The sequence below is a fragment of the Bifidobacterium bohemicum DSM 22767 genome, from assembly GCF_000741525.1.
In the GTDB taxonomy this organism is placed as follows: Bacteria; Actinomycetota; Actinomycetes; order Actinomycetales; family Bifidobacteriaceae; genus Bifidobacterium; species Bifidobacterium bohemicum.
In genome coordinates this window covers 272,796-295,948 of the sequence record NZ_JGYP01000002.1, presented here as the reverse complement: position 1 = coordinate 295,948, position 23,153 = coordinate 272,796, and the positions used below count along the sequence as shown (strand labels likewise).

Below are 23,153 nucleotides of genomic sequence, written 5' to 3'. Positions count from 1 at the left end.
TGCTGCCCTTTTGTGCGCATCGTTATCAGTTGATTGTGGTCACTGAGAACGGCACCTAGGCGCTCGTATCGGGTGGAGTGAGGTAAGCTCCGCTTGTAGGAGTTCATTCCCGATACCTCTATGTCTGGTTCGTAAATGCGCTGTCATGGGTTTGCGAACCTTGCAGCCGCAAAAGGGTCATTATAGCTCGATAAGCGTTGTGTCGGTAGGGGTGCGGACGATAGTCAGCTGCTGGGTCGGGCGAGTCATGGCCACATACAGGTCGGAGGCGGCCGAACGTCGCGAAGGTGCCTCCTGGCCGATCATGCCTGGTTGAACAAGGATGACGGCGTCGTATTCGAGTCCTTTGACCATTTGCGTGTCGCATACGGTTACCGGGGCGTCGTCGCCCTGTTCCAAATCCATGTTCGAACCCGTTTTCTCGCCGTCCGCATCATGCAGTCCCATTAACATTGCCGCGCGGTTTTGGCCGAATTCGTTGACGAATGCATCATAAACCTTGCGTCGTGTCATATCAGCCAACGCCAGCGGTGTGATAATCGCCAGCCGTCCTGTTCCATCCTGGTCGATGAACCGCTCGACCAGGACGGTGGCCTGCTTGCCAATGGAATCCGTCAAGGAGCGGAGCTCTTCGTTGTTTTGCTCGACGGTGACTCGTTGCACCGAACCAGGCATATCGCGCACGGCCTTGGTGGTTGAGATATACAGTCCTTCATTCTCCGCAAATTTCGAGGAAAGGTCAGACACTTGCTCAGGGTTGCGATAGTTGATCGTCAGTTCATGCAAATCCCAGCCGGCTTCGCCGAAGAGGGCATCCATCCGCTTGTCCCAGCGCCGTGTGCCTCCAAGGGCCGAGGTCTGTGCCACGTCTCCGACGATGGTGAACGATCGTGACGGACAGCGCCTCATGAGCATTCGCCAATCCATCGCGGTCAGCTCCTGCGCCTCATCCACTACGATATGGCCGTACGTCCATTCACGATCATTGGCGGCTTGTTGGGCGACCATTTCGGAGTCGAGACCATTGATGTTGTCGAGCAGCATCGAAGAGGTGACGATGCCGGATCCGATGCCAGCCTGGGCGAGGGTGTCTTTGGCGAATTGCTCTTCGGCGGCTCGTTGAGCTTTTTCGGCCGCCTGACGCGCCGTGACTTTGGGGTCGGGGCCGAGCAGTTCCATTGCTTCGTCGAGCAGGGGTATATCGCTGACCGTGAGCGGGGACCCCTTCGGACGCGTCAGGAGCTGGATTTCGTCGTCGGTCAGCCATGGTGCGAAACGTTGCAGCTGCGCTGGTTTGGAGAACATCTGATCGATCAGCCACGGCCCGGTCATGGGAAGCCATGCCAGATTGAGTGTTTTGCGGATATCGTCGCTGAGCTTGAGCTGATTGGCGACATCACTGATTTCCGCCTGTTCCGGAGTGTAGTCGAGCTGCTCAATATAACGATTGCGCATTGCGCTCAGCACGCTTTTGATGAACGTCTCACGGGCTTTGTTGTGTGGTGACCGCGTATGCTTGGCGTCTTCCAAAGCCTGCAATACGTCTGTTTTAAGCATGGGCACGCGAATGCCGTTGATCTTGATCGTCGGCAGGTTCTTCGGCACGCGTTCACGCGCGGCTACGGCGTTGGCTATGGCGTTGGCCATGCGTCGCTGACCTTTGAGCCTTGCGGCCAGTGGGTCGTCGATGGAGGTTGCACGGTGCCCCGGAACCAGATCGCCGATGGTTCGCGACACCACGCCCGTCTCTCCCAGGGAGGGGAGTACCTGATCGATATAGTGCAGGAATGCCGGGCTGGGGCCTACCACCAGCACACCCGAACGCTCCAGTTGGCGTCGGTGGGTGTAGAGCAGATAAGCCGCGCGATGAAGCGCCACGGCCGTCTTGCCGGTGCCCGGACCGCCCTGCACGATGGTAGCGCGGTCGAGTGGCGCACGAATGATGCGATCCTGCTCGGCTTGAATCGTTTCGACGATATCGCTCATCTTCCCGGTGCGCTTGGAATTGAGCGAAGCGATCAGGGCACCTTCGCCGGCAAGGGTGCCGGCTTGCTCGGCCGCTCCCACATGCGTTGAGTCCACGTCGAGTACTTCATCTTCGATGCCCACCACTTCGCGGAATTTCAGTGTGATATGCCTGCGCATGGCTATGTTGCCGTGATGGGATGGAGTCGCCTCGTAGAAGGGTCTGGCGGCTTCGGCTCGCCAATCGGTGAGAATTGACTCGTGGTCATCGTCCAACAGCCCGATTCGCCCGATATAACGTTTTTGTCCTGCATTATCGTCGAGTCTGCCGAAGACGAGCCGATCCTCGACCGCCCTCAAGCCGGTCAGGCGGTCTTCATACATGGTAGCGAAGGAGTCGCGTTCGGTGCGCATCGTGGGCGAGCCGTGGGAGCCGGCCGCGCGCACCGCGTCGAGGCGTTGGCGCGTGGTCTCGCGCAACGCATCAAGGCGCGTATATGCATGAGTGACAGCCTGCTGTTCTTCGTGGATCTGTGAGGAGTATCGCGACATACCATCCCTTTGTAGCTGTGTAAATCAAGGCACTCCAGTGTACCGCGCAGCCCCTACGTTCGTGTGGTTTTATACCGTCGGGCGGAATAAGGGCATGAACCGTTTATTTGCAGGGATGAATGATTTGTTCGATATGACATGTTCGTTTTGTATAACAATGGAACCGATGTCGATTGCACAAGACCGTGGGTGATGGATGATTCGTCAACGCGCTGGAGGCGGCGTTGCCGAGGATCTGCGGAAGTCTGATGCTCTCCTCACGGGTCTTGCCGTATTCCACGAAACGCCATATTGCAGAGATTTGTGTTGAGAATACGCTATTATTCAAGTTGAGTGGGGAAGAATGGAGGAATGTGGGGTAAAGTGGTGCATCAGTTGTGATAAGTCTGACATTGGGGGGGGGGTAAGCTCATGGTCCAATACGACGAAAACGCTGCCATGCCGCCCTTCGGTAATTCCCAAAATGCCGATTCGCCAACCTTCGACCCTCGAAATGCCAATGCGTCGGCCGCTCCAACCGTCAATCAGTTCGGTGTCCCCCCTCAGGCGACGCCCCCATATGCGTCCTTCAATCCGGGTGCAAACCCTTCCGTGCAGGCTTCCATGCCTTTGCTGTTGGGCACGTACACCCCGAAGATGGATGTAAAAGGGCGGATGGCCTTGCCGGCGAAGTTCCGTAGCGAATTAGGGCCTGGAATGGTGATGGCCCGAGGCCAGGAGCGTTGTGTCTACCTTTTGCCGCAGAACGAGTTTCGTCGTATTGCCGCACGGATTCAACGTACTTCGATGGGCAATAAGGCCGCCCGTGACTACCTTCGTGTCTTTCTTTCCGGAGCCGTAGATCAGGAGCCGGATAAGCAGGGACGTGTGTTGGTACCGCAGAATTTGCGCGATTATGCGAATCTGGGCTCGTCTGTCACCGTGATTGGTGTGGGCACTCGCGCGGAGATTTGGAACAGCGAGGCTTGGCAAGCCTACCTGACCGAAAAGGAAGAAGGCTATGCGGACATAGCCGACGATGTATTGCCGGCGATGGAGTGGTGAAAATGGCTGATTCCTTCGATTTCACAACGATTCACAAGCCGGTGCTTCTCGATGAGTGCGTGGCATTGGTGGCTCCGGCCTTGGACGCTCCGAATTCGGTAGTGGTTGACTGCACGCTTGGTCTGGCCGGTCACGCCACCGCTTTTCTTAAAGCTGCGCCTAACGCGCATCTGATCGGCATAGACCGAGATTCAGAGGCACTTGCCATGGCTTCGGAACGTATTCAACAAGCCGGTTTGTCGTCACGTTTCACCCCGGCGCATGCCGCTTTCGATGGATTCGACGAAGTGCTTGAACGTAACGGTATCGAACAAATCGACGTCGCGTTTATGGATCTGGGGCTGTCAAGCCTGCAAATAGACGAGGTTGATCGGGGGTTCTCGTACTCGCATGACGCCCCGCTCGATATGCGTATGGATGTGTCTCAGGAACTGGACGCGGCGATGGTGCTGTCGCAATACGGGGAGGACGATCTGGTGCGCATCTTCCGCGAATACGGTCAGGAGCGTTTCGCCCGTCCGATCGCCCGTGCCATCGTCCGTCGTCGTGTTGTCGAGCCCATCACCACTTCCGGTCAGCTTGACCGACTGGTCGATCAGGTTGTTCCAAAGTCCCATCGAGGCAAGGGGAATCCGGCCAAACGCATCTTTCAGGCGTTGCGCATTGAGGTCAATGGCGAGTTGGACAAATTGGCTGCCACGCTGCCGCAGATAGTCAATCGTCTCAAGCCTGGTGGCCGTTTAGTGGTGGAGTCGTACCATTCGCTTGAAGATAGGACCGTCAAGACGTTCATGGCTCAGGGGCTGAAGGTAGATGCCCCCGCTGATTTGCCGGTCGTGCCAAAGGACGCTGAACCGTTCCTGAAAGACCTGACCCACGGTGCGGTTAAGGCCGATGAAGCCGAAATCACCCATAACCCTCGTTCGGCTTCGGTGCGCCTGCGCGCCGTTGAGTTGGTCAGGCCGGTGCCCGAGCGTTGGAGAACTCGCTTTAAAGCGTCCTCCGATAGTGCGGTGGCTCGCAAAGAACGGCTCGGACGTCTTAATCGGATGGAACATGCGAATTACGTGGGTGGCAATCCCGGCACAATGCGAAGAGACGACATGCGTGCCACAAGTGCGCGGCGTCAGCGGGAAAGTAGGCAATGATGACACAGTGGGGTAGAACGGTTCGCTCCAGCGCGGCGCCAGCGGGCCGTGAAGACGAGTCGTACGCTCCGTCGGCGCGACCACAACTGACGGTTGTCTCGGGTCGTGGGCCGAGAAAAGATGTGGCCGGACTGATGGCCCGCGTGGGCAAGTGGATAGCCGGCGGCACGATGTCCATGGTGTATTTTGCCGTGTCCGTCGTTTTCCTGTTTGCGGCCTTGCTCGGCTCCTTGGCATTGCGTACCCAGATGGTTCAGGACTCGTATGAAAGCGCACGGGTTCAGTCTCATATCAGCACACTCAGCCAGGACATCGAGGATGATCAGGCCACCCTCGACCAGCTTCAGGCGGGTCTTCCGTCCAAGGCTCAGGAGATGGGCATGGTTCCTCAAAAGGGTTCCGTTTCCATTGATTTGAACGGTTACAAACCCACGGAAAAGGACCGGTGACATGCGTTCCCTTGTGAACTTAGCCAAAACCCGTCGTTTTGCTTTCCGTTGCGCGGCGATCGGCGTGGTGATGGCTGTTCTGTTTGGCGTGTGCTTCGGGCAACTGGCCAATATTCAGCTGCTGAACGGCAAGGTCACGGCCGAGGCGGCGACGGCGGCTCGTACCCTCAAGGTGCCGGTCGGGGCTCGCAGGGGTAAGATCCTCGACGCGAACGGCGCCGTGCTCGCCCAAAGCGTGGAGCGTTACACCATCGTCGCTGACCCTCAGATGGCGCAGGGGTTTGTGCCCACGGATTGTGTCAAGCAGACTGTGGGCCGTTGTCACGAGGTTGGCGGCAAGCCGCTTGAAGTCAAAGGTGCTGCGGCCGTGGCGAGGATTATCGCGCCTGTGCTGGGGATGAACGCGATGGAGGTGGGTGCCAAGCTTTCCGTGCCTGGGCGGTACGCGGTTATCAAAAAGGATGTGGAGCCTTCGGTTAAGCGTAAACTCGACAAGCTCAATTTGGGCGGCATCATTTACGGTGAGCTCAGCGAGCAGCGTGTCTACTCTGGCGGGAACATGATTGGCGCACTGCTCGGGGGCGTCAACGACAAGGGGCATGGTGTCAGCGGCATCGAGGCCAAGATGGACAAGGAGCTTTCGGGTGCCGACGGATACAAGGTTTATCAGCAGGGTAACGGGGGAGTCGAGATACCCGGCACCCTTACGGCGTCAAAGGATGCAAAAAACGGATCGGATGTTCGTCTGACCATTGATTCCGACGTGGATTGGTATGTCAAGAAAACGCTCATCGATGGATGTCAGAGATTCAAGGCGGACTGGGCGATAGCCGTGGTTCAAGATGCGCGTACCCACCAGATTATAGCGCTTGAGGATAACGACGACATCGCCGCCGGTTCGGACGCGGCGAAACTCAACGTCTCACGCGCGGTCAGGCAGACCTTCGAGCCCGGTTCGGTAGGTAAGGTCATTTCCGTGGCGGGCATGGTCCAGTCCGGTGTTCATCAGATGACGGACAGGTTCCAAGTCCCCGATCATTTTGTCAAGAAGGGTCAGTCTTTCCATGACGCCGTGTGGCATCCGGTGTCCAACTGGACTCTGGCTGGGGTGTTGCAGAATTCCTCGAACGTCGGCACCGTTATGGCCGCTGAGAACTATAGTGATCAGCAACGCTACGACTTCCTGACCAAGTTCGGCATCGGTGAGCCCACGGGGCTTGATCTGCCGGGAGAATCGAGCGGCACGCTTACCACTCCGAAGGCGTGGGACGGCCGTACGCGTGACACGATCCTGTTCGGGCAGGGGTATGCGGTCAACCTTATGCAACTGAACAACGCTGTAGGAGTTGTGGCCGACGGCGGGGTCTACAAGAAACCCGGCATTATCGAGTCCATCACCGATCCAGAAGGCCATGCCACGCTTATGAGTCCTCAGGATGGAACCAGGGTGATCGATCAGGCGGTCAATGCGCAGCTCTCCGATGCCATGGAATCGGCCCAAGGCCATTATCAAGCCGTCACCGGCATTCCGGGATATCGGACTGCCGGCAAGAGCGGAACCGCCGAGGTCAACGACGGTGATGGCCGGCTCGACTCAATCGTGAGCGATTGGTCCGGATTCCTTCCGGCGGACAATCCACGTTTCGTCATCACTGTGGTGATGAGCAACCCGGAAGGCAGCCTTGGTGGTATCACTGCGGGGCCGTTGTTCAACCAGATTGGTGAATTCCTTATGCAGAAGTACGAGGTGCCCACATCGGGTCCGCGCACGAATGCTATTCCTGTAGATTGGTAACCTGATCGGGAGGTCGGAACATGAGCGCTGTGGGAGAGTCATTTTCGCGGCGGGTGACCTTGGATTATATCGCAACGCACTACGGGTTCGAGCTCGACCCGGAGTTTGCCAAGGACGTTACGGTCACTTCGATAGCGGATCGGCCGGAGTCCGTGGAACCGGGTGCGCTTTTCGTGGCGCAACAGGATGAGGATTGCACGGCGGTGTCGCGGGCCGCCGGTCGAGGCGCTTATGCGGCTCTAGTTTCGTCGGGTCAGGCCGATGCCGCGCGTGCCGCTGGCATTCCTCACTTGGTGTGGTCGCCATCGCCTCGTGCGCTTGGCGCTTTGGCCGCGGATATCACTGATAATCCCGGTGGAGCCCTTGCCGTGTTCGTGGTCTGCGGCAATGATGACGACCGGACCGAGGCTAGTGCGGTGCGTCTGGCCGACTTTCTCCATATGCTCGGCAATCCTGTCGGCCTGCTTTCGAAAGCGGGGTCGATGTCGCTTGAACGCGATCTGGAGCTCGAATATCCTTTGGGCATACTTGACGTGCAACATGCATTGTCGGTGTGTTCCGAGGACGGGGCCGCTGCGATGGTCGTTTCCGCTGAATCGCTCACGTTACGGTCGGATGCCTTACAGTCGGTGGATGCGGATGTGTTGGGCACGGCCGATCGAATCACGGCACTTGCCGGACAGAGGCTGCGCCGTGGCGTAATTGCCCGATACGGGCTTTCGCTTCCTTCGGACAAGCCGATTGTGACTTGCTCCGAGGAATCTTTGTGGTTGGCCGGTCAGGCACACGTCGCCGGTGATTTGGACGGAAGACGGAGATTGGCGTTGGCCATTGCGATGGCTATGGCCGTTGGTGTGCGCAAAAGCAATATCCGTAACGCATTGCGTGTGTCGGGGGACATGGCTTGAATATCTAAACGTGCCACAGACAGTCAGTAACAAGGAATACAAGGGAATGATGAGTAGCGATATCAACAAAGACGCCGGTCGGGGCATGATGCCGATGACCGTTTGCGAGGTCGTGCAGGCGGTGCATGGCAGGCTGGTGACCTGTGATGCGCAAACCTTCGATGCGCCCTATGCGCAATCGCCTCTGCTCACATCCGTCGAAAGCGATTCGCGGCTGATCGTTCCAGGCGGCGTTTTTGTGGCCATCCCTGGTCAGCGGGTCGATGGTCATGATTTTGTGCGTGTCGCCGCCTCCAAGGGTGCTCTGGCGGCGCTGGTGGAGCATGAGGTCGAAGACGCCGGCGATATCGTGCAGATCGTGGTGCCTGACTCAGTTAAGGCCTTGGGGCTTTTGGCTCGGCACAACATCGACAGGCGTCGGGCTGCGGATGACGATTTTTCGATCATCGGCATCACCGGGTCCGTAGGCAAGACCACCACCAAAGACCTGCTCAAGTCGTTGCTGTCGAAGCTCGGTCCTACGGTTGCGCCGATCGGCTCATTCAACAACGACATCGGCCTGCCGTTGACGGCTTTGAAGGTCAACGCCTCTACACGGTTCTTCGTGGCGGAAATGGGTGCGAACCATGTCGGTGAGATTGCAGGGTTGACCCGCATCGCCCCGCCGGACGTGGCCGTGGTGCTCAAAGTCGGGGTGGCGCACCTCGGAGAGTTCGGTTCGGTTGATCGTATTGCACAGGCTAAAAGCGAGATCGTTCAAGGGCTTATGCCAAACGGCGTTGCCGTGTTGAATGCGGATGACGAGCGTGTGGCAGCGATGCGGAACCTCGCTCCCGGCAAGGTGTTGTGGTTCGGATTAAATGGTTATGCCGCGGACGTAAAAACCTTGACGATGAGTGCCGAGCAGATCAGCGTCAACAGCTTCGATCAACCCTACTTCACTCTTGTGGATTCCGAAGGTGCTCGCGCCCGGACTCATTTGGAGCTCAGTGGTGATCATAATGTCATCAACGCCTTGGCCGCGGCGACGGTCGCGCGATTCTTCGGCATGGGGCTCGAGACGATAGCACGGGGCTTGGGTCAGGTCACTCAAATCAGTGCTCACCGCATGGCGATTTCCAGACGTGTTCGTCCTGACGGATCGCAGTTTGTGCTTATTGACGATTCTTTTAATGCCAATCCTGATTCCATGCGCGCCGGATTGATGGGTCTGGCCTCGTGGCGTGGTGGAACGGAAGACACGGAAGGCGGTGTCGTCGATCGCATCGCGGTGCTTGGCTGCATGTTGGAATTGGGCGATGAGGAATTGACCCTGCACCGACAGATCGGCAGGAATGCGGTCGAATTGGGGCTTGACGGCATCATCGTGGTTGGCAGTGCATTGGATTCGCATGTGCAATCTCTCGCACAGGCGTTGTACGACGAGGCCGCCCGTGTTGCGGATCGCCGGGACCATGGCGTAGGCGAGACCGAAGCCCGGCGGGCCGTGATTCATCGAAAAACCGAGAACGCAACGGGGAGGCGGCCAACCGTTGTTCGGCTTGTGCAAGATATCGATCAGGCCGCCGCCCTCGTCAATGCATGGCAGCCAGGCCGTTCAGGCATGGCGGTGCTGCTCAAGGGTTCCCATGCCTCAGGCGTTTCCCGGCTGGCCGATCGTTGGCCCGAAGCCTTGAAGGCCACCTTTGCGAGCGATTCGACTCGTGGTTTATCCGAATCGGTTGATAAAGGGCTTGGGGCATAATGGCAGGAAGCATGGAGTTCAAACCTTTCCCGGCGAACGTGCCGGCGTACAGAAAGTGAAGATCGAACAGTGATTTCCCTGATTATCGGCATCGTGGTCTCGCTTCTGGTCGTGATTCTCGGCACCCCGATGCTCATACGTCTGGTGCACCGATTGCATTACGGGCAGTACATTCGCCAGGATGGCCCCCAGTCGCATCTGGTTAAGCGTGGCACGGCCACGATGGGCGGTTTGGTCATCAATCTCGCGGTGCTCGCAGGTTGGGGTGCTTCCGCGATTTATCGTTACATTACCCGTCACACGCCGGTTTCATGGTCTGCCGTGTTGGTGCTTTTCGCCATGCTTTCGATGGGTTGCCTAGGCTTCATCGACGATTTCGCCAAGGTTCGGAAAAAGCAAAACACCGGATTGTCTGTAGGCGGCAAGTTCTTCGGCCAGTTCGTTTTTTCCACGATCTATGCCGTGCTCGCGTTGGTGGTACCGACCAAGTCGGGCTTCCCGAGTGCGCAGGCCGGCATAAGCTTCATCGAGAGGCCATTCATCAGCTTTGAATTCGCCGGGCGCGTCGTGGCAATCGTGCTGTTCATCTTATGGGTCAACTTCCTGATGACCGCATGGACGAATGCGGTCAACCTCACTGATGGGCTCGATGGACTGGCTTGCGGGTCTTCGATGATTTCGTTGGGCGGATACACCATCATAGCCTTCTGGCAGAGCTATCACGTCAAGGGGGCAGCGCACCCCGGTTTCGGTTACGCCGTCTCCGACCCACTGGATTTGACCATCATTGCGGCATGTGCGGCTGTGGCATGTTTCGGGTTCCTCTGGTACAACTCCAACCCGGCCACCATTTTCATGGGCGATACCGGTTCGTTGGCGCTCGGCGGCCTGTTCGCAGCCCTGTCGATCGCCACCCACACGGAGTTTCTCGCCGTCATCATCGGCGGACTCTATGTCATCGAGGCGTGCAGTGATGTGATTCAGGTCGGTTGCTTCAAACTGACCCACAAACGGGTATTCAAAATGGCGCCGATTCATCATCATTTCGAACTGTTGGGTTGGGGCGAGGCGAAGGTCGTGGTCCGGTTTTGGATGATCGAGTTCATCTTCGTGCTTATCGGCATCATGCTTTTCTATGCAAATTGGGCTTCCCTGTCGGGGCTGCTGATTTAATGACTCTATGAGGAACGTGGTTTTATGAATTGTCATACTAACGCAACGGGCAACGGGATAGGAGCCGCTGTCTTGGTCGCGGGACTTGGCGTTTCGGGAGAAGGTGCGGTCGGCTCCCTTGTCGCCCGTGGCGCTCGCGTAATAACCGTCGATGAGAAGAAGCCCGCCGATCTTGATTCGTTCAACAATCTTCCGTGGGATGAAATCGGCATGGTGGTGGTGTCGCCCGTTTTCAATCCACGCACTCCGTTTATCGTCGAGGCCCAAGGTAGGGGGATCCCTGTCATCAGTGAGGTCGAACTCGCGTGGCGACTGCGTGTCGCCAACAACCACACCGGCAAGCCCGCACCTTGGATAGGCATAACGGGCACGAATGGCAAGACCTCGACCACCGAAATGACAGCGGCTATGCTTGGGGCGGCAGGATTGAAGACCTCGGCCGTCGGCAACATCGGCAAATCCGTAAGTGTGTCGGCCGGAGACCCCTCCAACGATGCGCTCGTTGTGGAATTAAGCAGTTTCCAAATGCATTTTACGGACTCGTTGGCACTCACATGCGCCGCCATCACCAACATCGCGCCTGACCACCTTGACTGGCACGGCGGCATGGAGAACTATGCGGCCGACAAGGCCAAGGTCTTCCGCGATGTTTCCAATACGCTTGTCTATAATGCCGAGGATGCACGCGTTCGGGATTTGGCTCAGCAGGCAGAAGTAGGCGAGCATTGCCGCAAGGTCGGCTTTACGCTTCAGGTTCCGCAAGCCGGTCAGATCGGTGTGGCGGACGGTTGGATCGTGGATGACGCCGGTCTTTCTGGCTCACCTGTCGGTACGCCGACACGATTGGCGAAAGTCACTGATTTTCCGCGCTTGACTGAGCCTGATGGCACCATATACTCCCATCTTCTGGCCGATGCCCTTACGGCGTTCGCGCTGACCCTGGGTGCCGGTGTCGATCCGTCGAAATGCGTCGAGGGTCTGCGCGCATTCCGCCCGGATGGTCATCGCATCGCCACGGTGGCCACGGCTACGTTGCCTGATGGCGGCACGGTACGGTTTGTGGATGATTCCAAGGCGACCAACGCCCATGCCGCGCGGGCATCCCTGTCCAGTTTCAGACCAAAGTCCGTGGTATGGATTGCCGGCGGATTGGCCAAGGGCGCTCGTTTCGAGAAGTTGGTGGCCGAACAGGCCGGTGTCATCAAGGCGGCCGTTATCATCGGAGTCGATCAGGAGCCGATGCGTCAGGCGTTTGCGACCTGCGCTCCGGATATTCCCGTTGAATTCATCGGCCCGGTGCCAAACGAGAGCCTGATGGATCGCGCGGTCGAGACGGCTGGCCGCTATCTGACCGATGGCGATGTGGTATTGATGGCTCCTGCGTGCGCCTCAATGGATCAGTTCGCTTCGTACGCCGATCGTGGGCAACGTTTCGCGAACGCGGCTGGTCGTTGGGTGCGTGACCATGGCTGAGCGACAGCCTCGTAGAACATCCGGTAAGGGTAGGAGCGTAAGCAAGCGACAGAGCGACGGTCATGGAGCCAAAAAGCGTGCTGTGCGAAATGCGCGTCGCGTGCAGTCTCCCCGTCGCTCCGGCGCACAGGCTGTGGTCAGCGAGCGCCGGTCGCGTCATGACTCGTCAAGTAGCATCACAGGCGGCAAGGTTGATGTTGCGCGCAACGGCAAGACACGTGCCCAGATTAGTGCCAAAGGCGTGTCGGGCATCGATTCGGTGCGTGGCAGCGGCATTCATGCTCTGGTCAACCCTTTGGTGTGCTACTACGCTTTTCGAATTTGCGTTTTGGCGTTGACCTGTTTCGGGGTCATCATGGTGTTCTCCTCGTCGACGGTCACCATGGTCTCCAACGGCTTGTCTCCGTGGATGAATGCTTTGAGGCAGTTTTCGTATTGTGTTGTCGGGTTGCTGCTTGGTTTTGGCGCAACACAGCTGGACGTCAAATATTATCGCAAGCTTGCGTTGGTCTTCATGATTGGCTCGATACTGTTGCAGCTGGTCACCATGACGCCTCTGGGCGTTTCGGTGGGGGGCAATACAGGATGGATCGGCATTGGCGGTGTCACTATTCAACCGGCTGAAATTCTGAAGCTTGCTCTATGCATCTGGATGCCATTGGAGCTGTCTCGTGCACGTGAGTTGAGCGAGCGCGCCGGTAGTTCCGCTTCGTCTGCTGGTGCTGAAAAATCCGCAGGTACGGTCGTTTTCGATCGTGACGTGCTCAAAATCTATGCCCTTCTGGTTGTAGTTTTTGTCGCGAGTCTTGCCGCGGTCATGTTTGGGCATGATCTGGGAACGGCCATGATTCTGTTGCTTATCGGAGCGGTGGCCTTTATCACCAGCGGTTTCCCGATTAGGATTCTGGGCATGGTGGCCGTGGCCATGGTTGCGGCGGTCGCTTTTTTCGTCGTCAAAAGCCCAAACCGCATGAACCGTATTGTGGCGGCATATAAGCCTTGTGACCCCGAAAGCTCGCAGAGTCTGTGCTATCAGTCCATCCATTCGAAATATGCTATGGCTTCCGGTGGCCTTTTCGGAGTTGGTATCGGCAATTCACGTGAAAAATGGAACTATCTGCCGGCTGCGCATAATGACTTCATCTTCGCCATTATCGGTGAGGAAATGGGCTTCATTGGTGCGGTGGTGGTCATCCTGCTGTTCATCGTCATCGGCTGGTGCATGATCGTCGTCGCTGTCAAATCTACCGACCGCTATGCTTCGATGGTGCTCATGTGTATCACCATCTGGATTGTGGGGCAGGCCGTCATTAACATTATGGTCGTCGTCGGTCTGTTGCCTGTGATGGGGGTGCCATTGCCGTTCGTCTCCGCGGGTGGGTCGAGTTTGGTCATGTGTCTTGCGGCGGCGGGGGCCGCCAGCGCCATGATGCGCCTGCAACCGCAGGTGGCCATTAGCGTCCCGCGACTGGCGTGACTGCCTGCCTTTGAGAACGAAACGCTCGGGGGCGTGCCGGTAGGCCCGGCCATGTCCAAACACGCGCCCCGGTACTTCCGCGTTCTGAAGAAGCCTACCGGCTATGATGGTTATGATCGGTTTCATTTTCGTTGCTGTGGAGGAAACACTGCATGAAGCATATCGTATTGGCTGGCGGCGGTACCGCAGGGCATGTCAATCCGCTATTGAGCGTCGCCGACGCTATTACAAGTTTGGATGATGGGGCCCAGGTCACGGCCATCGGCACCGAGGTGGGGTTGGAACACCAGCTGGTGCCTCAGGCTGGATTCCAGCTGGATACCATAGAAAAAGTGCCTTTTCCGCGTAGAATCAATGCCGGTCTTTTCCGTTTTCCAGGAGCCTGGCGGCGAGAGGAGCGTCGTGTCCGCGATATCCTCCGGAATCGTCATGCGGATGTGGTCGTTGGTTTTGGAGGCTATGCGTCGGCTCCGGTTTATACGGTGGCGCATCGCATGGGCATACCCATTGTAATACATGAACAGAACGCTCGTGCCGGCATGGCCAATAAACTCGGGGCGCGCTGGGCTTCATATGTGGGAACGGCCTTCGAAGGCACAGGTCTTTGCGTACCTAAGAGTGGATCCGTTGAGCGAGTAGGGCTTCCTTTGCGCAAGACCATCGCGGATTTGTGCGGTCGAAGAGCCGAGGATCCGACCGGCACCAAGGTTGCCTCGGCTCGACGTCTTGGCGTTGATCCCTCGCGTCCATTGGTGGTTGTCACTGGTGGTTCACTAGGCGCATTGAGCCTCAATAAGGCGGTTTCCGAGGCGTGCGTCGATCTGCTGGGCGTGGCGCAGGTCATCCATCTGACCGGGCGTGGCAAGGCAGGGCAGGTCTGCCAACGAGTCAAACAGCTGGCGGGGGATGACTCACTGAACGATCTTGATCCCAACCATGCCGGTCAGGGCGATTACCATGTCGCAGAGTATCTCGAGCGCATCGACCTGGCTTTTGCCGCGGCGGATTTGGTCATCTGCCGGGCCGGCGCCGGTTCGGTGTGCGAACTGGCGGCAATCGGCCTGCCGGCGGTCTATGTGCCCCTGCCCATCGGCAACGGAGAGCAGCGTTTCAACGCCGAGCCCGTGGTCAACGCCGGTGGTGGCCTGATGGTGGCGGATTCGGACTTTACTCCCGACTGGGTGCGCGCTCGCGTGCCCGGCTTGCTGACCGACTCTTCGGCCTTGCAGGGCATGGGGGCCAGGGCGTATTCGTATGGCATTCGTGACGCCGCCGACACCATGGCCCGTGCGGTTTTGGCGCTCGCCTAAGGAACGTCATAATATCTTAGATGGCTTATATCAGCCTCGTTCGGCTTCGGATCGGTCGCGGTCACTGCCATCGGTGCCTTGCGGGATCGGGTCTAATGCAAAATGCGCCACATACAAAACCTACGATTTGAGTGTTCTCTGCAAGTTTTGGACGTGTGTCGCATGGCTGCCAAGTGTGTTGTGCCGTCGCCGGGCATCGGTGAAGGCCAGAGGTGTCGCCATAATGGACAATAGTGGCTCGGCCTAAAGCCCGGCTGAACGGATCCAAGGAGCTGGTAGTGTCGCAAAGCAAGCAAACAAGCGCTGACTTCACCAATAATGCGCCGGTCGTGCTCGATCCGACCGTCGCCGCGTTCGGTTCGAAGGATACCTTGAACACCCTTGGGCGCACGCACTTCATCGGCATTGGCGGCGCGGGCATGAGCGTACTTGCCGAAATGCTGCATGAACAAGGCGTGGAGGTCACCGGTTCCGACCGTGAGCCAAGCGTGCACACCGAACGTTTGCAGTCTTTAGGGATCAGCGTTTTCTTCGGGCAGCGTTCCGAGAATGTGCGAGGGGCGACCACGGTCGTGTATTCTAGCGCCATCAAACCGGATAATCCCGAAATCGTCGAGGCGGCTCGGCTCGGAACGCATATCGTGCATCGAAGCGACATCCTTGCCTTGCTCATGGCCGGTAAGCGTGCCGTCACCGTCGCCGGGGCTCATGGCAAGACCACGACAAGCTCGCTGTTGGCGCATATTCTGGTCAACGCCGGCACCGGTACGTTGGCCGACCCGAGTTACGCGATCGGTGGTTCGATTCAGACATCGCAGGGTGCCCCCCTGGAAGGCGGTCATGCCGGTGACGGTGACGTGCTGGTGGCTGAAGCTGACGAGTCGGACGGTAGTTTTGGCAAGTACAGCCCGCAGATCGCCTTGATGGTGAACGCCGAGGCGGATCATCTTGACCATTATGGTGATGTTGACAATTATCGGAATGCGTTTGTCGCGTATGCCGGGCATTCGCGTGGTCAGGTGGTCATGTCTCTTGACGACGAGGGGTCACGTGCCATTTTCGCCGCGTTGCCAAACGAGGTTGCCGACAGGACGATTTGCTACACGATGGCCGAGGATGATAATGCCGTCGGAACTAACGCTTCCAGAGATTCGGCGAGTCGGACAGCGGTTCAGGTCGTGTCTGAGACCGGTTCGAACGGAATCGGTAACGACGATGCCTCTCGAGCCGCACGCGCGGCCATGTCAAAGGGTGCGCATGTGGTGCGAATCCTCGCCGAGCGTGAACATGCAGGGGACGGGATTGAACGTTTTGCAATCCGGCTTCCGAAGGGTTTCAACGGCATGGAGTCACAGACCGATATTCCAGTGGCGTTGCAAGTGCCCGGTGCCCACAACGCGCGCAATGCCACCGCTGCCATCATCGCGGCCGTTCTGCTGGGCATGGATGCCGGCCGCGCCGCCCAAGCCGCCTCCGGTTTTCTTGGCGCCTCTCGGCGATTTGAAATCAAGGGCATCGCAAACGGTGTGACCGTCGTGGATGATTACGCGCATCATCCCACCGAAATCACGGCGCTACTCAAAGCCGCGCGGCGGCGATATCCGCAGGCGACCATCCATGTGTTGTTCCAGCCCCATCTTTTCAGTCGCACGAAGTTCTTCACCCAGCAGTTCGCTCAGGCACTCGGTCTGGCCGACGATGTGGTCGTCACGTCGATTTACCCGGCTCGCGAACGGCAGGAGGACTTCGCTGAAGTCAGGCCGGATAATATCGTCGTGGCCGCGAACGGTTTGAATCATGATCCTCGAAATCGCTGGATCCGTGTGATTGAGAACATGCGCGAGGCCGCACTGACGCTGGCTCGTCAGGCGAAGTCCGGTGACGTGATCATCACCGTCGGAGCTGGTGACGTAACAGCCATGGGCGGCGTAATGCTGGATGCGTTGAATGCACGCACTCGTGAGGCGCATCGGTGACCGGCAGGCGCGTGGTCAGTTCCGGCGGAGGCAAGAAGACCGGTGGCACATCGAACAAACATGGTGCACGGCGGCGATCTGGCAGGTCTTCCGAATCGCTTGAACGTATGAGTTCCTCTAAATCCGGCAGACGTGTCGAATCCGACAAGCGTGCCGGATCCGACAGGTCAAAGGCCGTGCGGTTGGCGGCATCTTCCTCTGCTGCCTCCCTGACTGGGGCGCCTTCACGCTCCCGCAGCGCTCCCGGCGCCTTTGTCGATCCGAGCGCGCTTCAGAACGAGGATCTGGTGGCTAAGACGCTTCAGGAGACCACCGGCACACTCGGTGTGGCTGCACGGCCGAAGGTCATTGACTTCAATGAGCGCGTCAAGGAACGACGCAAAGCCAGTGTGCGTCATCTTGCCGTCAAACTGTGCGCAATGGCGGCTGCTGTGGCCGTCGTGGCCGGCCTTGTGTGGTTTCTTTTCTTTTCGCCCGTGTTCCTTTTGGAACGTAGCCAGATTTCGATATCGGGCGGCAATGCTTGGGTCAGCAAGTCCGAGATCATGTCGATCGCCGAAAAACAGAAGGGAAAGTCGCTTTTCCTCGTCTCCTCAACGGATGTTGAAAAGCAGCTGAAGGAGATTCCGGGCGTATTCGAAGCCAAAGCCGACAAACGGTACCCCCAGGGTCTCTCCGTCGCCGTCAAGGCGCAGGAACCGGCCGCCATGCTCAAGACCCCGGAGGGCCGGATGACTGCCGTGGATGGCAAAGGCCGCGTGCTCAACTCCGTTGGGAACGTCGACGTCAAAGGCATCCCCGTCATTGAAGTCAGTCAGGTCAGTGCCGGGCTCAACAAACGTGCTGTGCAGCAGGCTTTGAAGATACTCAGTCAATTGCCAAAGTCCATGCGTCGAGGCATCACCAAAGTCAGTGCGCAGACGCAGGACTCCGTGACCACTGAGCTCAACGGCGGGGAGCGTGTGATCGTGTGGGGCGATTCATCCCAGTTGGATTTGAAAAAGGCAGTGGTTGACAAGATTATTAACGATCCGACGAAAATCGGTGACAAACATCAGGTGGATGTCTCGGCACCGCTACGACCGATCATTAAGTGATTCCGGATTCTGGTCTGATGGGGGGGGCTGTGATGGGTATCGGTGTTCGGGCATGTTTTCGGATTACCTGATTGCGAAGCGTGACTGCATGGCGGCTTTGTGTCGTTCAAAGTGCTCTTTGGCTCGCTGATAGTGCTGGCGAGCCAGCCCGCGCGGTGCCATTATGCATCATGTGAGAGTGATGGGTCGATGCGGGTTGGGTTCGCTGTTGAAGTACGCTCTTTGAATGATTCGTCATGTAGTTCCGCACTTGGTGGTAATATGAAGAACTCCGGTGTGAACCGGAGTTTGATAATTCAAAATGGGGATGATCGGTTTCGACGGTGACCTGTTCGTCGCAGGGAAGCGTGCCGAGAATGTGGAGTCCACTCGAGATGACCTCCACAAAAGAACAAGTGCTAAATCTAACCGCACTGAGTTCGCCCTCGCTGCCTGAGCCTAGCGCCAGATAAACCAGCGAGTGTGACTCCGTCCGCTCCTTTTTGTCTTCGGGAGGATGTCGGGCGTCATTAGAGGACTTGCTCAAGTCATTGCGTCACAGGGTGGCTTGGGGACTTTAACTGCGAATATGCTCGCCATCCAGCGTCCGCGCCACGGATGGGGGCAGAAAAACCGCCTTACGGCCAGCGGACTACGCACGTAGAAGACTGAGGGTTCGGTCATCGGACCGGGGTTCAATTCCCCGCATCTCCACTCATTAAACGCCACCAAGGTTCGCTTTGGTGGCGTTTTTCGTTGGAATTGTGGTGTTATAAAGCGGTTTCTAGAGGGCGAACTAAAATGTTTTTTATATGGTTTTAATGGGTTTTCGGTGGTGTTTCATGGGTCGTTTCATGGGTCGTTTCGATAAGAAGGAAGGATAGGCTGATGGTCGGTAAAAGGTCGGCAAGAGTGTTTGGAAATCTCAAATATAGACCCAATGCGGAGCACCCAACAAGAATTGTGGTCAGCTATGAGACCCCCGGTTTTGCTTTTGAGCAATGGCCGAGAGTCACTGCAAGACAAAGTAGGTCTTTTCCGCTTTCCCAGGAGGCTGAAGCGCGCGCATGGCTGGCACATGAACAGAAACGGATTGAGGCCGGAAGCTGGGAGCCTCCCACAATCGAAAGGCACCGAGAGAAAACCCGGCGGCTCACCATGGGTGAATATTATAAGACCTGGCTGGAGCATAGGACGTTCAAGGGCAGGCCGTTGAAAGCCGGCACGCAGTATCGCCTGCGCAAGGACATCGAGAACCATATCATCCCGTATTTCGGCAACATGCGACTCATCGATATCACTCAAGCGGATATCGACTGCTGGCTTGCCACCATGCCCGACGAGCAGGAGGCGATGAAGTCCAATGCCCTCAGGGCTTTGAAATCAATTCTGAAGACGGCCAGCAAACCCGGCGAACACGGCGAGCCTCCACTGATACCCCAGTACCCATGCACCCGTAGCCTGCCACGGCCGAAACGCAAGTCCGAGACGATTCCTGCCACCCCAGAGCAGGTCAAAAACATCCATGACGCCATGCCGGAACGCTATGCTATGGCAATCTATCTGGCGGTGTTCGGCGATGGGCTGAGGATCGGGGAGGTCTGCGCCTTGCGGGCGGGGGGACATCGATCTCGACCGGCGTATCATGCACGTGCGGCGAGGCAGGGTCACCATGGACCACGCCAAGGTCGTGGACATCCCTAAGACCGAAAACAGCGTAAGAGACGAGACTATACCATCGCAGTTGGTGCCACAGCTGGCGGCCTTTTTCGACGAGTACGGTCTCGCGCGCCCCGATAATTGGCTGTTCCCAGCAGTCAAAGACAAATCCCGTCCGATACATCCCAATTCACTCCGAGGATGGTATGAAACCGCACGGGCGAGCGCCGGGCGTCCGGATCTGCGTTTCCACGACTTGCGGCACACCGGCCTGACATGGTTGGCGGAGGAAGGCGCAACGGTACGCGAGCTTATGGACGCGGCCGGTCATGCCGACGTTCAGACCGCCATGCGTTACCAGCACTCCGTGGATACGCGCAGGCAAACGTTGGCCGAGAAGATGGGTGCCCGTTTGCTGTCCGACGATACTCCGGAAATCGTCTTGGCGCGTATCAAGGCCTTAGACGAAAAAATCGCCACGCTGGAAAAGCAGCGTGGCGAAGAGAAGAAGAAACTTGCGGCTTTACTTGGCTAGGCGCTGACGAAGACGATGTCCGGCCAAGCTTCATGAAGGGAACGGCCGTCCAGCAAAGGAATGGGCGTTTCGGTGAACTCGTCCATGTCCTTGGTTCCCAGGAAGAGGACCAGATAGTTGCCGTCCTCGCCGTAACGGGTCGAATCGACCAATGCCCAGTAGCCGCCCCTTATCGTCTGGATCATGAACGTCTGGTCTTTGTAGGAAAGCCACAGGTCGGCGCAGGGGAGACAATCGCAGATGAACTCGTCCCATGACATCGGAGTACCCCAGCCGTCTTTGGCTGGCTTGCTCATGATTCCCGATGCTTCTGCCATATCCTGTTTACCTTCTCGATTTCCTCACGCTCGAACGGTGTGACGTCTCGGCCTTCGGACTCTTCATGTTCGTAACCTACATGGGTGTGCGGTTTTAGTCTTTTCCCGTTCACTTTGTGATTATGGTCCAAGTGTATCTCTTTGCTGCGCATTCCGTTCTCGTCGAAATGGATGGTCGCCTTCAGCTCCTTGCTGGTCTTGTTGACAAGCACGTAGACGCGGCCCTTGCCCTGCGTCTCCATCGGTATCTTGTTGTAGTCGGTGACGTCGAACGTGAACTCGTGAAGCGATAAACGTCAATAAAGATTAGCAGAATCCCGGCTGGGCTTGGCGAGAGTATCTGGATTGGCTGGTAGATAGCGGGATCTAGCTGTACCCGGCATATCGTTTTTGGTTGTGAAACAGCATCCATGCGTCTGGCTCGTAAGCCGTGACTGTGCTCTCGGGAGAGTGATTTCGAGTTTGTTGTTCGTGATCGTTGTCATTGTTCATCCGACAACCGGCGATTGCTGAAAGGAACGCTGTAATCTCACCGTCGGACTCAAAAGGGTAGGGGGCGGTGCACCACAACGGATCGGCCTCGATGATGTGAGGCCGTCCGGCAGCGAATGCAACGATGATGCTGGCACGGTTCAGACCGCTGGTCATCGCCGCAATCTGCGCCATCTTGATCGCCGGTTCACGATATTGCTCGTGGAACCGAGCCCCGTCGAATACGGTCAGGATGTCGTGTGATTCCAGAGGGTTGAATTCCGGGTTGTTGTTGCGCCCAATGGACAATTGGGCCGTGGTGACATTGTTGGATCCGTCGTGCTTCTTGTTGCTGTTGGTGAGGTTAGATTCGTCGGCATTGGCTCGCGTATCGGCTTGCTCTGTTTGGTTTTTGGTCTCTGGAGGTGCTGTTGGTCCGGCGGAGGCGTGTGTGCTCTTGTCGGTCTGGTGCGCAGTGTGAGCATGGCAAGCCTCGGCTGATTGGTGTACGCAGTACCCGCTCGCGGCCACGGCCATTCCATGGTTGATGATGACGCACCATTCTTCGGTGATGGTCGGTATATGACCGCTCAAGGTGATTGAAGCGTTCGCGGGTGCGCTCGTCAGAGCCATTTGCAGCTGGTGGAAATTCCTGCGTGCGGCGCGGAATTCGGACACGCGGCCCTGACTCAGTTGTGACCATGGGCGTGGTCCAAGTATCGAAGGAATTTCCGTCCAACTGCGAATGTCGCTTGCCGTGGTGGTGATGACGGCACGCCCCGTCAAGGCCGGACCGAGTCCGCTGAGCCAGTTTGCCGACGGTGATTCAAGGTCCAATGGCGACAGATGGTGCCTTTGTCGCCATGCGTTCAGGGCAATCAGCGATTCCGGGGCGATCCAGATGGCTTCGGAATCCTTCAGGTCGGTCACTGGAGCCAACCCGTCGTCATGCTTGATCGTCCACTGTCGTGCGACATGGTTATCCGTTGAGGCTGTGCAGGTTCTCGGGTAGTCGCTGAACGTCTTTTCAACCCAGGAAGGGGCTCCGATCGTGTGTAGCGTGGTGGTCATGCGGTCCCTCGAATTTCACTTTGCCGGTTGACTGTGCCTGCCATCGACCATGATAACAAGTTTTGTGGGATAAATAACCTTTTCATGGCTGTCGTCGGTGTACGGGTTCGTGCTACATTGTCCAGAGGGAAGGGGTTCGTCTCGAAGTGGTTGTGTGGCCTTACGGAGGTCGCGCGGAGCGGATGGATCATGAGCTGCGTTTAAGGGGTTGAGTATGGAACAGACAGATATCGTCACTCTGGCCGCAAAGGCGGATACCAAGCCTCGCCAGTATCATATTACGATTGTGAGTGCAGGCATATCCGAACCTTCAAACACCTTGCGTTTGGCGACGGAAGTCGCTGAAAAAGTGGTCGAATGTCTGCATGGATACGGCAAGGAAGTAGCCGTTGAAACCGTGAATCTGAAGGAATATGCCCGCCAAATCGCGGATGCGTCGCTCACGTTCAATCCCGATGGCGGTCTTTCGTCCATGATCGACCGGGTGGTCAACAGTGACGCGCTGATCGTCGCTTCGCCCATCTACAAGGCTTCGTATTCCGGCTTGTTCAAAGAATTCTGGGATATTGTCGAGCAGGATACGATCACGAACATGCCTGTGGTATTGTGCGCGACCGGCGGCTCGGATCGTCACGCAATGGTTCCCGATGTGGTCATGCGTGGACTGTTTGCGTTTTTCCGGGCGGTGCCGACTCCGACGAGCATCATGGCCACCAAGGATGCGTTCGACACCCAGGAACTGATAGACCGAGAGTTGCGTGCGGCCAGCGAGCTGGGCGCTTTGGTGCTTTCGGGCGTTCGGCGTAGACCTTCGGCTGGTATTTCGGGCAGTGAGGGTGACCGCTGGTAGGCAGATCTCGTTATGGATGGTTTGTTTGCCGGGCGTTAAAAGCATTGAACGGCATCGTGCGTTTGCGCTGGGGGGCGGTGATGGCCGTTATCCAAGGTTCGAACGATGGGTCTTGGGATTGGCGGGGGGGGGCGTTGGGTCGCTTGGTTGCCCTTCGTGT

General features: G+C 57.5%; 19 protein-coding genes and 1 other RNA gene. 16 read left to right on the top strand and 4 right to left on the bottom strand.

From position 1 onward, the window contains the following. Positions 1-180: 180 nt before the first annotated feature. Entirely contained in the window at positions 181-2,517 is a 2,337-nt protein-coding gene (locus BBOH_RS03525) for a HelD family protein (RefSeq protein WP_033521321.1), read from the bottom strand. 411 nt (positions 2,518-2,928) lie between these two features. Here BBOH_RS03525 and mraZ point away from each other — a divergent pair, with 411 nt between their 5' ends. The 15 genes from mraZ to BBOH_RS03455 all read left to right on the top strand — a co-directional run bounded on the left by mraZ (position 2,929) and on the right by BBOH_RS03455 (position 20,284). Continuing rightward, complete coding sequence (gene mraZ, locus BBOH_RS03520; protein WP_237743117.1) at positions 2,929-3,561, top strand: division/cell wall cluster transcriptional repressor MraZ; 633 nt, start codon at positions 2,929-2,931, stop codon at positions 3,559-3,561. Between the two features lie 2 nt (positions 3,562-3,563). Then, on the top strand, positions 3,564-4,709 hold the full coding sequence (gene rsmH, locus BBOH_RS03515; protein ID WP_074428524.1) for a 16S rRNA (cytosine(1402)-N(4))-methyltransferase RsmH: 1,146 nt from the start codon (positions 3,564-3,566) through the stop codon (positions 4,707-4,709). Then, the gene (gene ftsL, locus BBOH_RS03510) at positions 4,709-5,158 is read left to right on the top strand and encodes a cell division protein FtsL (protein ID WP_033521382.1); all 450 of its coding nucleotides are present in this window, start codon (positions 4,709-4,711) and stop codon (positions 5,156-5,158) included. Before rsmH ends, ftsL begins: the two co-directional genes overlap by 1 nt. Position 5,159: 1 nt before the next feature. Then, on the top strand, positions 5,160-6,953 hold the full coding sequence (locus BBOH_RS03505) for a peptidoglycan D,D-transpeptidase FtsI family protein (protein WP_033521320.1): 1,794 nt from the start codon (positions 5,160-5,162) through the stop codon (positions 6,951-6,953). A 20-nt stretch (positions 6,954-6,973) separates the two neighbouring features. Continuing rightward, the gene (locus BBOH_RS03500; protein WP_033521319.1) at positions 6,974-7,861 is read left to right on the top strand and encodes a hypothetical protein; all 888 of its coding nucleotides are present in this window, start codon (positions 6,974-6,976) and stop codon (positions 7,859-7,861) included. An 85-nt stretch (positions 7,862-7,946) separates the two neighbouring features. After that, positions 7,947-9,605 (top strand): UDP-N-acetylmuramoyl-tripeptide--D-alanyl-D-alanine ligase, encoded by a 1,659-nt coding sequence (locus tag BBOH_RS03495; RefSeq protein WP_081930356.1) that lies wholly within the window; start codon positions 7,947-7,949, stop codon positions 9,603-9,605. Between the two features lie 69 nt (positions 9,606-9,674). Next, on the top strand, positions 9,675-10,778 hold the full coding sequence (mraY, locus tag BBOH_RS03490; RefSeq protein WP_033521318.1) for a phospho-N-acetylmuramoyl-pentapeptide-transferase: 1,104 nt from the start codon (positions 9,675-9,677) through the stop codon (positions 10,776-10,778). A 24-nt stretch (positions 10,779-10,802) separates the two neighbouring features. Beyond that, entirely contained in the window at positions 10,803-12,251 is a 1,449-nt protein-coding gene (murD, locus tag BBOH_RS03485; RefSeq protein ID WP_044098113.1) for a UDP-N-acetylmuramoyl-L-alanine--D-glutamate ligase, read from the top strand. Beyond that, positions 12,244-13,728 carry a peptidoglycan glycosyltransferase FtsW gene (locus tag BBOH_RS03480; protein ID WP_081930312.1) on the top strand — a complete coding sequence of 495 codons (1,485 nt, stop codon included), beginning with the start codon at positions 12,244-12,246 and terminating at the stop codon, positions 13,726-13,728. The genes murD and BBOH_RS03480 overlap by 8 nt, the downstream gene beginning before the upstream one ends. A 152-nt stretch (positions 13,729-13,880) precedes the next feature. Beyond that, positions 13,881-15,038 carry a UDP-N-acetylglucosamine--N-acetylmuramyl-(pentapeptide) pyrophosphoryl-undecaprenol N-acetylglucosamine transferase gene (locus tag BBOH_RS03475; protein WP_033521317.1) on the top strand — a complete coding sequence of 386 codons (1,158 nt, stop codon included), beginning with the start codon at positions 13,881-13,883 and terminating at the stop codon, positions 15,036-15,038. Between the two features lie 278 nt (positions 15,039-15,316). Continuing rightward, positions 15,317-17,014, top strand: a complete 1,698-nt coding sequence (locus BBOH_RS03470; protein WP_044098112.1) for a UDP-N-acetylmuramate--L-alanine ligase — start codon at positions 15,317-15,319, stop codon at positions 17,012-17,014. Next, the gene (locus BBOH_RS03465; RefSeq protein WP_237743116.1) at positions 17,011-18,111 is read left to right on the top strand and encodes a cell division protein FtsQ/DivIB; all 1,101 of its coding nucleotides are present in this window, start codon (positions 17,011-17,013) and stop codon (positions 18,109-18,111) included. Before BBOH_RS03470 ends, BBOH_RS03465 begins: the two co-directional genes overlap by 4 nt. A 303-nt stretch (positions 18,112-18,414) precedes the next feature. After that, positions 18,415-18,807, top strand: a transfer-messenger RNA (tmRNA) gene (ssrA, locus tag BBOH_RS08515). Between the two features lie 171 nt (positions 18,808-18,978). Further along, positions 18,979-19,794, top strand: coding sequence for an N-terminal phage integrase SAM-like domain-containing protein (locus BBOH_RS03460; protein WP_081930311.1), 816 nt, complete (start codon positions 18,979-18,981; stop codon positions 19,792-19,794). After that, positions 19,763-20,284 (top strand): tyrosine-type recombinase/integrase, encoded by a 522-nt coding sequence (locus BBOH_RS03455; protein WP_033521315.1) that lies wholly within the window; start codon positions 19,763-19,765, stop codon positions 20,282-20,284. Before BBOH_RS03460 ends, BBOH_RS03455 begins: the two co-directional genes overlap by 32 nt. On the opposite strand, the gene BBOH_RS03450 is transcribed toward BBOH_RS03455, so the two are convergent. From BBOH_RS03450 to BBOH_RS03440, 3 genes are all read right to left on the bottom strand, one after another. Then, complete coding sequence (locus tag BBOH_RS03450) at positions 20,281-20,601, bottom strand: hypothetical protein (RefSeq protein ID WP_143242400.1); 321 nt, start codon at positions 20,599-20,601, stop codon at positions 20,281-20,283. The two genes, BBOH_RS03455 and BBOH_RS03450, sit on opposite strands and share 4 nt — an antisense overlap. After that, positions 20,577-20,843, bottom strand: a complete 267-nt coding sequence (locus BBOH_RS03445) for a hypothetical protein (RefSeq protein WP_052118164.1) — start codon at positions 20,841-20,843, stop codon at positions 20,577-20,579. Before BBOH_RS03445 ends, BBOH_RS03450 begins: the two co-directional genes overlap by 25 nt. Before the next feature lie 124 nt (positions 20,844-20,967). After that, complete coding sequence (locus BBOH_RS03440) at positions 20,968-22,143, bottom strand: hypothetical protein (protein ID WP_033521313.1); 1,176 nt, start codon at positions 22,141-22,143, stop codon at positions 20,968-20,970. Positions 22,144-22,357: 214 nt separating this feature from the next. Between BBOH_RS03440 and BBOH_RS03435 the strand changes: the two genes are divergently transcribed. Continuing rightward, the gene (locus BBOH_RS03435) at positions 22,358-22,993 is read left to right on the top strand and encodes an NAD(P)H-dependent oxidoreductase (RefSeq protein WP_052118163.1); all 636 of its coding nucleotides are present in this window, start codon (positions 22,358-22,360) and stop codon (positions 22,991-22,993) included. The last annotated feature ends 160 nt before the right edge of the window (positions 22,994-23,153 follow it).

Bases quoted from the DNA above. Each gene is read 5' to 3' on its own strand.
- BBOH_RS03495 (WP_081930356.1), top strand. From the start codon at position 7,947: ATGATGCCGATGACCGTTTGCGAGGTCGTGCAGGCGGTGCATGGCAGG.
- BBOH_RS03460 (WP_081930311.1), top strand. From the start codon at position 18,979: ATGGTCGGTAAAAGGTCGGCAAGAGTGTTTGGAAATCTCAAATATAGA.
- BBOH_RS03525 (WP_033521321.1), bottom strand. From the start codon at position 2,517: ATGTCGCGATACTCCTCACAGATCCACGAAGAACAGCAGGCTGTCACT.
- BBOH_RS03435 (WP_052118163.1), top strand. From the start codon at position 22,358: ATGGAACAGACAGATATCGTCACTCTGGCCGCAAAGGCGGATACCAAG.
- BBOH_RS03480 (WP_081930312.1), top strand. From the start codon at position 12,244: ATGGCTGAGCGACAGCCTCGTAGAACATCCGGTAAGGGTAGGAGCGTA.
- ftsL (WP_033521382.1), top strand. From the start codon at position 4,709: ATGACACAGTGGGGTAGAACGGTTCGCTCCAGCGCGGCGCCAGCGGGC.
- BBOH_RS03455 (WP_033521315.1), top strand. From the start codon at position 19,763: ATGGACCACGCCAAGGTCGTGGACATCCCTAAGACCGAAAACAGCGTA.
- BBOH_RS03500 (WP_033521319.1), top strand. From the start codon at position 6,974: ATGAGCGCTGTGGGAGAGTCATTTTCGCGGCGGGTGACCTTGGATTAT.
- BBOH_RS03450 (WP_143242400.1), bottom strand. From the start codon at position 20,601: ATGGCAGAAGCATCGGGAATCATGAGCAAGCCAGCCAAAGACGGCTGG.
- BBOH_RS03445 (WP_052118164.1), bottom strand. From the start codon at position 20,843: ATGGAGACGCAGGGCAAGGGCCGCGTCTACGTGCTTGTCAACAAGACC.
- mraZ (WP_237743117.1), top strand. From the start codon at position 2,929: ATGGTCCAATACGACGAAAACGCTGCCATGCCGCCCTTCGGTAATTCC.
- BBOH_RS03505 (WP_033521320.1), top strand. From the start codon at position 5,160: ATGCGTTCCCTTGTGAACTTAGCCAAAACCCGTCGTTTTGCTTTCCGT.
- BBOH_RS03475 (WP_033521317.1), top strand. From the start codon at position 13,881: ATGAAGCATATCGTATTGGCTGGCGGCGGTACCGCAGGGCATGTCAAT.
- BBOH_RS03440 (WP_033521313.1), bottom strand. From the start codon at position 22,143: ATGACCACCACGCTACACACGATCGGAGCCCCTTCCTGGGTTGAAAAG.
- rsmH (WP_074428524.1), top strand. From the start codon at position 3,564: ATGGCTGATTCCTTCGATTTCACAACGATTCACAAGCCGGTGCTTCTC.
- murD (WP_044098113.1), top strand. From the start codon at position 10,803: ATGAATTGTCATACTAACGCAACGGGCAACGGGATAGGAGCCGCTGTC.